The sequence below is a fragment of the Minwuia sp. IMCC3009 genome (genome assembly GCF_029909415.1).
Classification (GTDB): domain Bacteria; phylum Pseudomonadota; class Alphaproteobacteria; order Minwuiales; family Minwuiaceae; genus Minwuia.
Genome location: NZ_CP123781.1, coordinates 1,655,863 through 1,670,136, shown reverse-complemented (window position 1 = coordinate 1,670,136; position 14,274 = coordinate 1,655,863). Strand labels below are relative to the sequence as shown.

Sequence of the window (14,274 nt, the reverse complement as noted above, 5' to 3'; positions counted from 1 at the left end):
TCCTCCCCATGTTGTCGGGTTCGCAGTGGTCAGTTCAGCGCCCGCTGCAGCGACGGACCCATCATGTCAGCAAAATTGCCGGCAAAGAAATGGTCGCGCGTTGCCTCGCTGGCCTGCGCAAGCGATGCCTCGAAGCGGCCCAGCGGGTTCCGCCCCCCCTCCACGTGCGGATAGTCGGAGGAGAACAGGCAGACGGCGTCGCCCGCCTGTGACGCGATCCAGCCCACATCCTCTGTCGGGTAAGGCGTGACCCTGATCTGGCGCTGCACGTATTCCGACGGACGCAGCGACAGCTTCTGCAGGCGCTGTTCGTGCCGCAGGAAGGCGTCATAGGCGCTGTCGAGATAGCGCATCCAGCTCGGCACCCAGCTCGCCCCCTGCTCGATCACGCCGAACTTCAGGCGCGGGAAGCGGTCCATCACGCCGTCCAGGATCATCGTCGCCAGTGTCTGCATCACCGGATTCGGAATCGCCATGTAGTCGATGGAGCGGAAATTCTCCGCCCCGCCATGGAAGTCCTTCTCCATCGGCAGACCATTGTTGAAATAGGTCCGGTCGAAGAAGGTGCCGCCGGAGCCGACATGGAAGACGATGGGCACCCCGGCTTCCTCGGCCTGGGCCCAGACCGCGTCCAGGGCGATGTGGCTGGGGCTGTGGTCCTTCGGGCAGGCTGCGGCGATCATCAGGGCATTCGCACCATCACGGATCAGCGCCTTCGCAACCTGCGGCGCACGCTCCAGATCCATCAGCGGCACATAGGCGGTCGACAGCAGACGCCGGTCGACGCCGCAGAAATCGAACATGCCACGGTTATGCGCGTCGGCCATGCCGTAGGCAAAATCGGCGTCGCGACCATGCTCCGCCTCCTGCATCGGCTTGTTGGTGAAGGTATTGAAGACAAGCTGCGACGCGAAGCCGAGCAGGTCGAGCGCCTTCGGGCGGTCCTGCTTCAGCGTCGCCCCGATGGCGCGCCAGTTCTTGCGGTTCATCAGCTCCGCCTCATCCTCCGCGCGGTAGCTCGCGTCGCTGTGCAGGGCGATATCGTCGTTCACCCGCTCATGCTCACCCGGGGCCAGCGCTCCGGTGAAGATATCCGGCAACCGGTCGCGGAACTTCGGCGCCGCATAGTCGCGCAGCCAGTCCGCCGTCTCCATGATGTGTGCGTCCGCATCGTGATACAGCCGCCCTGTTGCGTATGGCATTGCGCTCTCCCCACCCAGTCTGTCACCTATTCGGCAGATACTATCAGCAATGCGGCAGCGGCTTGAACCTGTTGTCCGATCAATTATCCCATGCAGGGGACGCGTGACGTGACCGAACCGCGACTGTTCATCGAAGCCGACCTGAAACCGGATCAGCCGCTGACACTGACCGGCAACCAGCATCACTATCTGGCCAAGGTCCTGCGGCTTGGGGCCGGTGCGACGGTGAAGCTGTTCAATGGCCGCGACGGCGAATGGCGGGGCATCATTGATCAAATGGGCCGCCGGGAGGCGGAGGTCGTCCCGGGGGAGCAGTTGCGGCCCCAGGTGGCGGAGCCGGACCTCTGGCTGCTGTTCGCACCGATCAAGGGCAAGCGCGTCGATGCCATCGCCGAGAAGGCCGGCGAACTCGGCGTCTCCCGCATCCTGCCGGTGCTGACCCGCCGCACCGTGGTCAGTCGGGTGAATGTGGAGCGGTTGCAGGCCAACGCGCTGGAGGCTGCGGAACAGTGCGAACGCCTGAGCGTTCCGGAAGTGGCCGAACCGCGTGACCTCTCGGCGGTGCTGGAGGACTGGCCAGGCGGTCGCCGTCTTTACCTCGCCGACGAACGTGCGGACGCGACGCCGATTGCCACGGCTCTGGCGGATGAGGCGCGCCGCACCGAGACCATCCCGTCCGCTGCCGTGCTGATCGGGCCAGAGGGCGGCTTCGAGGAGGCGGAGAAGCAGATGGTCCGCGCCCTGCCCGACTGCATACCCGTCAGCCTCGGCCCCCGGTTGCTGCGCGCGGACACGGCCGTCTTCGCCACACTGGCGCTGTGGCAGGCCCACCTGGGCGACTGGCGCGGCGGCGACAATGGCTGGCCCGCCTGACGCGCATGGTCGCTAACTGCTCGCTTGCCCTTCCATCCCCATCCCTCGCGCCCTAAGTTCCCGGAACAAGAAAACGCTTCGGAGTGAATCGCCCATGTCGACCATGCTGGATAGCGAGGAAGCCCGCGCGCACTCGTCAACGATTGTCGAGGATCGCACGCAGCTGATCGACTTCCTCGCCTCCGGCTGCAAGCCGGCTGACCGCTGGCTCATCGGAACGGAGCACGAGAAATTCGGTTTCGATCTGGAGACCCTGAAGCCCATTCCCTATGAAGGTCCCGCCGGGATCAAGGCCCTGTTCAAGGGGCTGGAGCGCTTTGGCTGGGACCCGGTGATCGAGGGCGGTTATGCGGTCGCCATGTACATGGACGGCCAGGCCATCAGCCTGGAACCGGGCGGGCAGCTTGAACTTTCCGGTGCGCCGCTTGCCACGCTGCACCAGACCTGCGGTGAGGTGAACACCCACCTGGATCAGGTGAAGGCAGTCTCCAGCGAACTCGGGATCGGTTTCATCGGACTGGGGCATCATCCGCTGGCCCGTCGGGACGAGATCTCGATGATGCCGAAGGCCCGCTACGAAATCATGACCCGCTACATGCAGACCAAGGGCAACCTCGGCCTCGACATGATGTACCGGACCTGCACCATCCAGGTGAACCTCGACTTCGCGAGTGAAGCCGACATGGTGGAGAAGTTCCGCATCGGCATGGCGCTGCAGCCCATCGCGACGGCCCTGTTCGCCAACTCCCCGTTCCGGGAGGGGCAGCCGACGGGCATGCTCAGCAGCCGCAGCCATGTCTGGACCGACACGGACCCCGACCGCAGCGGAAATCTGCCCTTCATCTTCGACGAGGGATTCGGTTTCGAGCAGTATGCCGACTATGCCCTTGATGTGCCGATGTATTTCGTGTTCCGCGATGGCAAGTACGTGGAGGCGGCAGGTCAGTCGTTTCGCGACTTCCTGGCAGGCAAGCTGCCCGCCCTGCCCGGTGAGAAGCCGACGATCAAGGACTGGGACAATCACCTGACCACCCTGTTCCCGGAAGTGCGCATGAAGCGGTTCCTGGAGATGCGTGGGGCCGATGGCGGCCCGTGGCGCAGCATCTGCGCCCTGCCCGCCTTCTGGGTCGGTCTGCTCTATGATGACGCCGCGCGCGGCGAGGCTTCGGCACTGATCCGAGACTGGACCGCCGATGACGTGGATGCCATGCGCAACGCGGTGCCGACCCACGCGCTTAACGCCCCCGCCCCGGGCGGTCGCAAGGTGCTGGATGTGGCCCGGGACGCGGTCGCCATCGCGGAGCGCGGCCTGATCAATCGCAACCGCGAAGACGGCATGGGTCAGGATGAGCGCCATTTCATCGGCACCCTGAAGCGCATCGTTGAATCCGGCATGACACCGGCGGATGACCTGCTGGCCCGGTTCAACGGCGAATGGAACGGCGACGTGCGGCGGGTGTTCCGCGAATACGCCTACTGACCGGCGGACACCGGACCATGCCGCGCCCCCTGATCGTCGCCGCCTGGATGCTGTTCGGGGCGGTCGGCTTCGCCCTGATCATGGTGATCGTCCGCCATCTGTCGGCAAGTCTTGATCCCTTCGTCTTGAACTTCTGGCGCAGCATCTTCTCCATACTGATGTTCACGCCCTGGATCATGCGGGTCGGCTTCGGCGCGATGCGCACGAAACGCCTGCCGCTGTTCGCGCTGCGCTCGGTCGTCATGGTGGCATCATCGCTCATGCTGCTCTGGTCGGCGGTGCTGATCCCCATCGGGGAAGCCACGGCCATTACCTTCACCGCGCCGCTGTTCACCACCCTGCTCGCAGCGGTGATGCTGAAGGAGAAGGTGGGCCCCCGCCGCGTTGCCGCACTCGCCGTCGGGTTCGTGGGGGTGCTGGTCATGCTGCGGCCGGGGCAGGAAGCCATCAGCCTGGGCGCAATCCTGGCCATCGCCTCCTCGATCCTGTTCGGGTTCGTGGTGATCTTCGGCAAGCGCCTGTCCGCGTCCGAGGGACCGGAACTGGTCATCCTGATGCTGTCGATCTTCAACCTGCCGATCTCGTTCGTTCCCGCCGTGATCTTCTGGCAAGTGCCGCAGGGCGAGGAGTGGCTGTGGATCATCGGTCTCGGCATCGCCGCGAACATGAACATGTACGGCATCCAGCGCGCGATCTCCGCCGGGGATGCCAGTCTGGCGCAGGTCTTCGACTTCGTGCGCCTGCCGCTGTCCGTCGGCCTCGCCTGGTGGGCCTTTGCCGAAGTCCCGGATCCGTGGATGTGGGCCGGCGCGGCGATCATCTTCATCGCCACCGTCTACACGACGCGGCGGGAAGCGCAGTTGGCACGCAAGACCGCCGTTGGAATGACACCACGTACCCGGCCTTGAACTGAATTCGCATATCCGCATAACATTCGATTATGCGAACCAGTGCACTCCATGAAGCGACCGATGGCCCCGCCAGACGCTCCGCGCCCCAATCCATCGGGCGCATGCTGCTGATCCTGGAACGGCTGGTCGCGGCACGCGGTGGCGACAAGGCTGGTGTCAGCCTGGGCGACATTGCCGACGCGACGGGGGCCCCGAAGTCCAGCCTGCTGGGATTGCTGCAGGGTCTGCAGGATGAAGGGTGCATCCAGCGCGGTTCCGACGGCAGCTATTCCCTGGGTGATCGCTTCCTGCGGCTGGCAAGGCATGCGGTCTTCGGTGAGCAGATGGTGGACATCCTGCGACCCGTGCTGGCCGAACTGATGACGGAGACGGGCGAGACCGCCGTGCTGGGTGTCCTGTCTGCCGATCAGCGCATGATCACCTATCTCGACCGGGTCGAGTGCCCGAACCCCATTCGCTACACGGTGAAGGCCGGCGATCAGCGCGAGCTGCACTGCACGGCGGGCGGGAAGCTGCTGCTCGCCTATATGGAGCCTTCACGACGTGAGGCCTGCCTTGATGGCGCCGCACGTGAGCGTTTCACACCGACCACCATTACCGACCGGCGGAAGTTGCTGGCAGAACTGAAGCAGATCCGCGCCGAAGGGCTGTCACGCACGTGCGACGAGCGGATCGCCGGTGCGAGCGGTCTTGCCGTCCCCGTATTCGGGCCTGACGGCAATGTGTCGGCAACCATCCTGATCGCGGGCCCGAGCGAGCGCATGCGGCAGTCGGCGGTGCGACATGAGGCGGCAATGCACCGTGCCGCAGCGCGCTGCCGGGCATTCGGCTTCCGGCCCGGACCGAGAGACGTACCCGAGACAGCCCTGGGGAGGGAGATTTCATGAGCATCGATTTCACACCGGAACAACTGCAGATCCGCGACAGCGTCGAACGGCTGTGCAGCGACTTCGACGACGAATACTGGCTGGCGCGGGACACCGACGGCAGGTTCCCGGAAGACTTCTGCCGCGCCATTGCGGATCAGGGTTTCATGGGCATCGCGATGCCGGAGGAATACGGCGGCTCCGGCCTCGGCATCACGGAGGCGGCGATCCTGATGCAGGCGATCTCCCAGTCCGGTGCAGGAAACGGCGGCGTCTCGTCTGTCAGCCTAGGCATCTTCGGCCTCAATCCCGTGGTCCGCTACGGCACGGAGGAACAGAAGCGGCGGATGCTGCCGCCAGTGATAAAGCGCGACGACATCGCCTGCTTTGGCGTCACGGAGCCGAACACGGGCCTGGATACCACCCGTCTGAAGACGCGGGCCGTGCGGAAGGGTGACCGCTACATCGTGCATGGACAGAAGACCTGGATCAGCACGGCGCAGGTCGCGAACAAGATCATGCTGATCGCCCGCACCACCGATGAGGCCGATACGGAGAAGCCGATCGACGGCCTCAGCCTGTTCTTCACCGACCTCGACCGGTCAAAGGTGGAGATCAGGCAGATCGACAAGATGGGCCGGAAGTGCGTTGATTCAAATCAGGTTTTCATCGACGGGCTGGAGATTCCGGTGGAGAACCGGATCGGGGAAGAGGGCAAGGGCTTCCGCTATCTGCTGCATGGAATCAATCCCGAACGCATCCTGATCGCCGCCGGACTGGTGGGTCTCGGTCGCGCCGCCCTGCGCCGCGCCACCAACTATGCGAAGGAACGGGAGGTCTTCGGTCGCCCCATTGGGATGAACCAGGCGATCCAGCATCCGCTGGCCGAGAACTGGATGGAACTGGAGGCGGCAAACCTGATGGTCTTCCGGGCCGCCCAGCTCTACGACCGGGGCGAGGACAGTGGCGCCTTCGCCAATGCGGCGAAGTATCTGGCCGGTGAAGCAACATTCAAGGCCTGCAACGCCGCGATCCTGACCCATGGCGGCATGGGCTACGCGAAGGAGTATCACGTCGAGCGTTATCTGCGCGAAGCCCTGATCCATCGCATTGCACCGATCACCCCGCACCTGATCCTCTGCTACGTGGCGGAGCGGGTGCTGGGCCTGCCGAAGTCCTACTGAGCCATGGCAGGAAGCACGACGAAGCCGGAGACGGGCCAGCGCCCGCTTGACGGCATCCGGGTGATCGACCTGACGAACATGCTCATGGCGCCCTACACCAGCCAGATCCTGGGCGACATGGGCGCGGACGTGATCAAGGTGGAAGCCCCGGGGGGTGACCCGGTCAGGGGTATCGGGCCGATGCGCAATCCGGGCATGGGCGCGATCTTCCTCAATGTGAACCGCAGCAAGCGCAGCATCGTTCTCGACCTGAAACGGCCTGAAGCCCATGCAGCGATGCTCGATCTGCTGCGTGACGCCGATGTGCTGCTCTACAACCGCCGCCCAAAGGTGATGGCGCGGCTCGGGCTGGGATGGGAGACGGTCAGCGCACTCAATCCGCGCCTGATCTACGCTGGTCTCTTCGGCTATGGCCAGAACGGGCGCAACGCGGCCAAGCCCGCCTTCGATGACCTGATCCAGGGCGGGGTGGCGATCCCTGCCCTGTCCCATCGTGCCAGCGGTCACCCGCCCGCCTACGCCCCGACGGCGCTTGTGGACCGGGGAGTCGGCCTCTGGGCGGTCGGTCAGATCAATGCGGCACTGGTGCACCAACTGCGCACCGGCCGGGGCCAGCGCATCGACATGCCCATGTTCGAGATGATGGCCGGCTTCGTCCTGGGCGACCACATGGGTGGGGCAACCTTCAGTCCCGATCTGGGGCCGAGCGGCTATCCCCGGCTGCTGGTGCCGGACCGCCGTCCCTTCCCCACGAAGGACGGCCATGTCTGCCTGATGCTCTATACCGACCGCCACTGGCGCGACTTCATGCGCGATCAGGGGCGGGAGGAAGCCTTCGACAACGACCCGCGCTATCGTTCCATGACCAGCAGGACCGAGAATATCGGCAGCCTGTACAGTGAGCTGGCTGAGCTGTTGCTGACACGCACGACCGCCGAATGGCTGGAGACCTTCGACCGTCTCGACGTTCCGGCCGGTCCGCTCAACGACCTGGACGGTCTGATCGCGGAGCCGCACCTGGCAGATGTCGGCTTCTTCCAGGAAGTCGAACACCCGAGCGAGGGCACACTGCGGCAGATGGCCTATCCGGCCACCTGGTCCGAAACCCAGCCCGAATCCTCGCGCCCGGCCCCCGGACTGGGCGAGCATGGGCCCGAGATACTCGGTGAACTGGGTTATGACGCCGCGCGCATCAAGGCAGCGCTGGAAAACTGAGCCAATCCATCGAATGATGACCTTCGACCAACATGCAAAGGGGAGGAACACGCTATGTCTGGTTTGTACTACGAGGAATTCGAAGTCGGGATGGAGTTCAAGCATTCCCTGACGCGCACCATCACGGAGATGGACAACGTCATGTTCTGCGCCATGACACACAATCCGCAGCCACTGCACCTGGATGAGGAATTCTCCAAGGGCACCGAGTTCGGGCAGCGCATCGTGAACAGCCTGTTCACGCTGGGCCTGGTGATCGGCGTGACCGTCGGTGACACCACGCTGGGCACGACCATCGCCAACCTGGGCATGACCGACGTGCGTTTCGCCAACCCGGTGTTCCACGGCGATACCGTGCGCGCCGTGACCAAGGTGAAGAGCATGCGGGAGAGCAAGTCCCGCCCCAACGCCGGCATGGTGGTGTTCGAGCACTTCGGCTTCAACCAGCGCGGTGAGGAAGTCGCCTACTGTGTCCGTACCGCCTTCATGAAGAAGCGCCCGGCATGAGGCTGAACCGATCCTGGCTGTTCGTTCCCGGCGACAGCGAGCGCAAGCTCGCCAAGGGGCCGGACAACCCCGCCGATGCGCTGATCCTCGATCTGGAGGATGCCGTGTCCGATGACCGGCAGGAGATCGCGCGGGAGATGACGCGCGACTTCCTGAAGGCCCACCCGGACCGCTCCCGGCAGGAACTCTGGGTGCGGATCAACCCGCTTGATACGCCCCTGTCCCTGCCCGACCTGGTCGCGGTCATGCCCGGTGCGCCGAACGGCATCGTGCTGCCGAAGGTCTATTCGGCGGCGGACGTGAACACGCTCGCCACCATGCTTTCGGCACTGGAAACGCGGGAGGGTCTGGAACTCGGCTCGACCCGCATCCTCTGTGTCGCCACCGAGACCGCCCAGTCCCTGCTGACGTTCCATACCTATCTGGACAATGTGTCGGAGCGGCTGACGGCCCTGACCTGGGGCGGGGAGGATCTGGCGGCGGCCCTGGGAGCCAGTACCAACCGTCATCCCGATACAGGTGACTACGACGCGCCGTTCCAGCTTGCCAAGACGCTCTGCCTGACCACCGCCCGCGCCATCGACGCGCAACCGGTGGGGGTGGTCTACGTCGATTTCCGTGATCTGGAGGGACTGGAGGCGGAATGCCGTCGCGACCAGCGGTCGGGTTTCATCGGCAAGATCGCCATTCACCCGGCGCAGTCGGAGGTCATCAACCGTGCCTTCACCCCGACCGAGGAGGAAGTCACCCACGCCAAACGTGTCATAGCGGCGTTCGAGGACAATCCCGGTCTCGGCACCGTCGGCCTGGACGGCAAGATGCTGGACATGCCGCACCTGAAGCAGGCACGGAACCTGATGGCACTGGTTGCACAGTTCGGTGGCTGAGCCGGTTCACTACAGCCTGACCGACGGCGTGGCGACCCTGCACATGGATGACGGCAAGGCCAATGCCTTCGGTCATGAAATGATGCAGGCGCTCTCCGCCGCACTCGACCGGGCGGCAGGTGAAGCCGATGTGACAGTCATCCGGGGACGCGAGGGCGTGCTTTGCGGCGGATTTGACCTGAAGGTCATTCGCGGCGATCCGTCCGGCGTTCCCGCGCTTGTCAACGCCGGTCAGGATCTGCTGATGAAGGCCTGGCTGCACCCGCAACCGCTGCTGATCGGGGTGACCGGTCATGCGGTGGCCGCGGGAGCGTTGCTGGTGCTGACGGCGGACTGTCGCATCGGCATGGACGGTGACTTCCGCATCGGCCTGAACGAAACGGCCATCGGCCTCACCCTGCCCGCCTTCGCCATAGAACTGGCGGAGGCTCGGCTGGACCGCCGCGCGCTCACCATGGCGACGGTCGGCGCCCGGCTCTATTCCCCCGACGACGCGCTGAACGTCGGCTATCTGGATCAGGTCGCCGTGCCCGGCAATTTCGACGAGGCACTGGCCGCGGCAGCGGAGCAGATGAAGCAACTCGACAAGGCCGCAGTCGCAGGCGTGAAGCAGCGCCTGCGCGGTGCCGCCGCTGCCCGCGTCGCTCTGGGCAACAGCGTCTAGCAAAAATTCCATTGGTGCTCCTTCCTCCACAGGGGGAAGGAGAAGCGAAGTCGGCCCTTCCTGCTTACTCCGGCAGGACCGAGCGACCGGCGTAGAGCGCGTCCGGGCCCAGCATGTCCTCGATGCGGAGAAGCTGGTTGTACTTGGCTGTACGGTCGGAGCGGGCCAGCGAGCCGGTCTTGATCTGCCCGCAATTGGTCGCGACCGCCAGGTCGGCGATGGTCGCATCTTCGGTCTCGCCCGAACGGTGCGACATGACAGCGGTGTAGGAGGCGCGATGGGCCATGTCCACGGCTTCCAGCGTCTCGCTCAGGGTGCCGATCTGGTTGACTTTCACCAGGATGGAGTTGGCGACGCCGCGTGCGATGCCGTCGGCCAGACGCGCCGGGTTGGTGACGAACAGGTCGTCACCGACAAGCTGTACCTTGTCGCCCAGCCGTTCCGTCAGCATGGCCCAGCCTTCCCAGTCATCCTCGGCACATCCATCCTCGATGGAAATGATCGGGAACCGGGCACACAGGTTGGCGTAGTAATCGACGATCTGGCCCTGATCGAGGGACTTGCCTTCGCCCGCCAGCTCGTACTTGCCCTTGTGGAAGAATTCGGTCGAGGCCGCATCCAGTGCCACGAAGACATCCTCGCCCGGCAGGTATCCGGCCTTGGCAATGGCGGCCATGATGAATTCCAGCGCTTCCTCGGCACTGCCCAGCGACGGCGCGAAGCCGCCCTCGTCACCGACATTGGTGTTGTGCCCGGCATCCTGAAGCCGCTTCTTCAGCGCCTGGAAGACTTCCGCACCGCAGCGCAGTGCTTCCGAGAAACTGGACGCGCCGACCGGCATGATCATGAATTCCTGAATGTCGATCGGATTGTCGGCGTGGGCACCACCATTGATGATGTTCATCATCGGAACAGGCAGAGTGCGCGCCGACACGCCACCGACGTAGCGCCACAGTGGCTGGTCCAGCGCGTCCGCCGACGCCTTGGCCGCGGCCAGACTGACACCCAGGATGGCGTTGGCACCCAGGCGTGCCTTGTTTGGCGTGCCGTCCAGTTCGATCAGCATCCGGTCGATGGCGAGCTGGTCACTGGCATCCATGCCCGACAGCGCCTGGAAGATCTCGCCATTCACCGCCTCGACGGCCTGCAGCACGCCCTTGCCGCCATAGCGGTCGTCGTTGTCGCGCTTCTCCACCGCCTCATAGGAACCCGTGGAGGCACCGGACGGAACGGCGGCACGGCCGAAGGCCCCGCTGTCCAGCAGCATGTCGACCTCCACCGTCGGGTTGCCCCGGCTGTCCAGAATTTCACGTCCCACAATGTCGATGATGGCGGTCATCGGCGCCCTCCGTTGCGTTGGTCAGTCTGCTGCTGGCAACAGGTAGACCACAAACGGACAAATCTCAAAGGTGATTCCCCCGCCGCGCCACTTTCGCGCAAGAATTTGACCGGCTCAGACCGCCGCAACGTCCTTCGCAACGGCATCGAACGCCATCAGGCGACGCAGCAGCGCCTCAAGCTCGTTCACCGGTACCATGTTGGGGCCATCGGAAGGGGCATTGTCCGGGTCTTCGTGGGTCTCCATGAAGACAGCGGCGACACCGACGGCGACGGCGGCCCGCGCCAGCACAGGCACGAATTCGCGCTGTCCCCCGCTGCTGCCGCCCTGCCCGCCCGGCTGCTGCACTGAATGGGTGGCATCGAAGACCACCGGGCAGCCGGTCTGTTCCGCCATGATCGGCAGGCCCCGGAAGTCGGTGACCAGCGTGTTGTAGCCAAAACTGGCGCCGCGTTCGCAGACGGAGATGTTGTTGTTGCCGGTGCTGCGCAGCTTGTCGACCACGTTCTTCATGTCCCAGGGGGCGAGGAACTGCCCCTTCTTCACGTTGATGGCACAGCCTGTCTCCCCCGCCGCCAGCAGCAGATCGGTCTGGCGGCAGAGAAATGCCGGTATCTGCATCACATCCACGGCCTCGGCGACGATGGGGCACTGTTCCGCCGTATGCACGTCGGTCAGCACCGGCAGACCGGTCTTTTCCCGCACCTCGGCAAAGACCGCGAGGGACTTCTCCAGCCCCAGGCCACGCTTGCCGCCAACGCTGGTGCGATTGGCCTTGTCGAAGCTGGACTTGTAGATTGCCCGGATGCCGACGCGGTCCGCGATCTCCCGGATCGCGCCCGCCATCTCCAGCGCGTGTTCCCGGCTTTCCATCTGGCAGGGTCCGGCAATCAGCACCAACGGCAGGTCATTGCCGATGCGAATGTCGCCGACGGTCATGACGCCCGGTGCAGCGCCTCTCGCGGTATCGGCCATGTGCAGTACTTTCCTGTCGGGTTCGACCGTCGGAGACGGTCCGTGAAGGCAACTATACCAGACGCGACTGGCGAATGGCGGCCTCGACGAAACTGGCAAACAGGGGATGTGGCTCGAACGGGCGCGATTTCAACTCCGGATGGAACTGCACGCCTATGAACCAGGGATGATCCGTGATCTCCACAATTTCCGGCAGGCGACCGTCCGGTGACACGCCGGAGAAGATCATGCCGGCGGCCTCGAGCTGCTCGCGGTAATTGATATTGACCTCATAGCGATGCCGATGGCGCTCGCTGATCCGTTCCGAGCCGTAGATGTCGGCCACGTGACTGCCGCTCTTCAGTTCGGCCGGATAGGCCCCGAGACGCAGCGTGCCCCCCATGTTGGAGCGATCGCTGCGGACCTCGCGCTGGCCGTCCTCACCCTCCCAGTCCGTCATCAGACCGACCACGGGCTCGCTGCAGTCAGGATTGAACTCCGTGGACCCGGCCCCGTTGAGGCCGATCAGGCTGCGACAGGCCTCGATCACCGCCATCTGCATGCCGAAGCAGATACCGAGATAGGGGATGTTGCGGGTGCGCGCGAAACCGGCCGCGCGAATCTTGCCCTCCGATCCCCGTTCCCCGAATCCGCCGGGCACCAGGATCGCATGCACGTTCTCCAGTCGGTGCAGGGCGCTGCCATCTTCCTCGAAGATCGCGGAATCAACCCAGTCGATATCGACCTTCACATGGTTGGCGATGCCGCCGTGGCGCAGGGCCTCCGCCAGCGACTTGTAGGCGTCGGGCAATTCGATGTACTTGCCGACGATGCCGATGCGGACGGTGCCTTCCGGATTGCGCACCCGTTCCACGATGCGCAGCCAGCGGCTCAGTTCCGGCTCCACCGATACATCAAGGCGGAAGTGGCGCATCACCTCCACATCCAGCCCCTCCGAATGGAACATGATCGGCGCGGCATAGATGCTGTCCACATCAGGGGCCTGGATCACCGCATCAGGGCGGACGTTGCAGAACAGTGCGATCTTCTTGCGCTCGCTCTCCGGCACCGAATGTTCGCAACGGCAGATCAGGATGTCGGGCTGGATACCGATGGAACGCAGTTCCTTCACCGAATGCTGTGTCGGCTTGGTCTTCAGTTCACCGGCGGCGGAAATATAGGGCACCAGGGTCAGATGCATGAACAGGGCATGATCGCGGCCCAGTTCCTGACCCAGCTGCCGGATCGCCTCCAGGAATGGCAGGCTCTCGATGTCGCCGACCGTGCCACCGATCTCCACCAGCACGAAATCATGGCCATCGGTCCCGGCCCGGATGAATTCCTTGATGGCGTCGGTGATGTGCGGGATCACCTGCACGGTCGCGCCCAGATAATCGCCGCGCCGTTCGCGCTCGATCACGGTCTGATAGATGCGGCCCGTGGTGACATTGTCGGCCTTGTTGGCCGCAACCCCGGAGAAGCGTTCGTAGTGGCCCAGGTCGAGGTCTGTTTCCGCCCCGTCCTCCGTCACATAGACCTCACCATGCTGATAGGGACTCATCGTGCCCGGATCGACATTGATGTAGGGGTCAAGCTTGCGCAGGCGAACCTTGTGGCCGCGCGCCTGCAGCAGCGCCGCCAGTGATGCGGATGCCAGGCCCTTGCCAAGTGAGGAGACCACGCCGCCGGTGATGAAGATAAACCGCGTCATGGACCTCCCCTTTAGTCGAAAGCGCGCACGCACAAAAGCGCCGATTTGGATGATCGGCGCTAGGCGTTGATTCTGTTGGGATCAATCCGCCAGAGGAACGACCGGTCCACTCGGTTCAGCGGGTGCTTCCGTCGCCGGAGCGGTAATGATCGATTCGGGCTCGCCATGATTGCCGGTCAGAATCGCCAGCAGGATCGAGGTCGCGAAGAAGGCCACCGCCAGCATCGCCGTCGAACGGCTGAGCAGGTTGCCGGCCCCACGGGTGGACATCACGCCGCCGCCGCCGCCAATGCCGAGCGCGCCGCCTTCGGAACGCTGCATCAGGATCACGCCGGTCAGCGCGATTGCGATCAATACGTGGATGACAAGTACGATGATGATCATGGGTGTTGCCGTTCAGCCCTTCTGAGTGTCGCCGTCTCTTACACGAGCCATCGCCAGAACGAAAGCCCTGTGGCGGCTACAGTCGAATTCCGCAGGC

Annotated in this window: 14 protein-coding genes; 9 read left to right on the top strand and 5 right to left on the bottom strand. The window is 64.5% G+C overall.

Annotation, left to right across the window (positions count from 1 at the left end; genetic code table 11):
- Positions 1-29: 29 nt before the first annotated feature.
- Positions 30-1,202: an amidohydrolase family protein gene (locus tag QGV55_RS07930; RefSeq protein ID WP_281017367.1), complete on the bottom strand. Its 1,173-nt coding sequence runs from the start codon at positions 1,200-1,202 to the stop codon at positions 30-32.
- Between the two features lie 108 nt (positions 1,203-1,310).
- On the opposite strand from QGV55_RS07930, the gene QGV55_RS07925 reads away from it, so the two are divergent.
- The 9 genes from QGV55_RS07925 to QGV55_RS07885 all read left to right on the top strand — a co-directional run bounded on the left by QGV55_RS07925 (position 1,311) and on the right by QGV55_RS07885 (position 9,789).
- Complete coding sequence (locus QGV55_RS07925) at positions 1,311-2,075, top strand: 16S rRNA (uracil(1498)-N(3))-methyltransferase (RefSeq protein WP_281017368.1); 765 nt, start codon at positions 1,311-1,313, stop codon at positions 2,073-2,075.
- Between the two features lie 103 nt (positions 2,076-2,178).
- Positions 2,179-3,555, top strand: coding sequence for a glutamate--cysteine ligase (locus QGV55_RS07920; protein WP_348637714.1), 1,377 nt, complete (start codon positions 2,179-2,181; stop codon positions 3,553-3,555).
- Positions 3,556-3,572: 17 nt separating this feature from the next.
- On the top strand, positions 3,573-4,463 hold the full coding sequence (locus QGV55_RS07915) for a DMT family transporter (RefSeq protein ID WP_281017370.1): 891 nt from the start codon (positions 3,573-3,575) through the stop codon (positions 4,461-4,463).
- A 104-nt stretch (positions 4,464-4,567) separates the two neighbouring features.
- Entirely contained in the window at positions 4,568-5,353 is a 786-nt protein-coding gene (locus tag QGV55_RS07910; RefSeq protein WP_281017371.1) for an IclR family transcriptional regulator, read from the top strand.
- Positions 5,350-6,516 carry an acyl-CoA dehydrogenase family protein gene (locus QGV55_RS07905; RefSeq protein WP_281017372.1) on the top strand — a complete coding sequence of 389 codons (1,167 nt, stop codon included), beginning with the start codon at positions 5,350-5,352 and terminating at the stop codon, positions 6,514-6,516. The genes QGV55_RS07910 and QGV55_RS07905 overlap by 4 nt, the downstream gene beginning before the upstream one ends.
- Before the next feature lie 3 nt (positions 6,517-6,519).
- Positions 6,520-7,731, top strand: coding sequence for a CoA transferase (locus QGV55_RS07900; RefSeq protein ID WP_281017373.1), 1,212 nt, complete (start codon positions 6,520-6,522; stop codon positions 7,729-7,731).
- A gap of 54 nt (positions 7,732-7,785) precedes the next feature.
- The gene (locus tag QGV55_RS07895) at positions 7,786-8,238 is read left to right on the top strand and encodes a MaoC family dehydratase (protein WP_281017374.1); all 453 of its coding nucleotides are present in this window, start codon (positions 7,786-7,788) and stop codon (positions 8,236-8,238) included.
- A complete protein-coding gene (locus QGV55_RS07890) occupies positions 8,235-9,125 on the top strand; it encodes a CoA ester lyase (RefSeq protein WP_281017375.1) in 891 nt (296 codons plus the stop codon). The genes QGV55_RS07895 and QGV55_RS07890 overlap by 4 nt, the downstream gene beginning before the upstream one ends.
- Positions 9,118-9,789: a crotonase/enoyl-CoA hydratase family protein gene (locus QGV55_RS07885; protein WP_281017376.1), complete on the top strand. Its 672-nt coding sequence runs from the start codon at positions 9,118-9,120 to the stop codon at positions 9,787-9,789. The genes QGV55_RS07890 and QGV55_RS07885 overlap by 8 nt, the downstream gene beginning before the upstream one ends.
- A 64-nt stretch (positions 9,790-9,853) precedes the next feature.
- Here the strand turns inward: QGV55_RS07885 and eno are convergent, their stop codons facing one another.
- The 4 genes from eno to secG form a co-directional block, all read right to left on the bottom strand.
- Complete coding sequence (eno, locus tag QGV55_RS07880; protein ID WP_281017377.1) at positions 9,854-11,128, bottom strand: phosphopyruvate hydratase; 1,275 nt, start codon at positions 11,126-11,128, stop codon at positions 9,854-9,856.
- A gap of 114 nt (positions 11,129-11,242) precedes the next feature.
- Entirely contained in the window at positions 11,243-12,103 is an 861-nt protein-coding gene (kdsA, locus tag QGV55_RS07875; protein WP_281017378.1) for a 3-deoxy-8-phosphooctulonate synthase, read from the bottom strand.
- Positions 12,104-12,155: 52 nt separating this feature from the next.
- Entirely contained in the window at positions 12,156-13,793 is a 1,638-nt protein-coding gene (locus QGV55_RS07870; protein ID WP_281017379.1) for a CTP synthase, read from the bottom strand.
- A gap of 81 nt (positions 13,794-13,874) precedes the next feature.
- Complete coding sequence (gene secG / locus QGV55_RS07865) at positions 13,875-14,177, bottom strand: preprotein translocase subunit SecG (RefSeq protein WP_281017380.1); 303 nt, start codon at positions 14,175-14,177, stop codon at positions 13,875-13,877.
- Between the last annotated feature and the right edge of the window lie 97 nt (positions 14,178-14,274).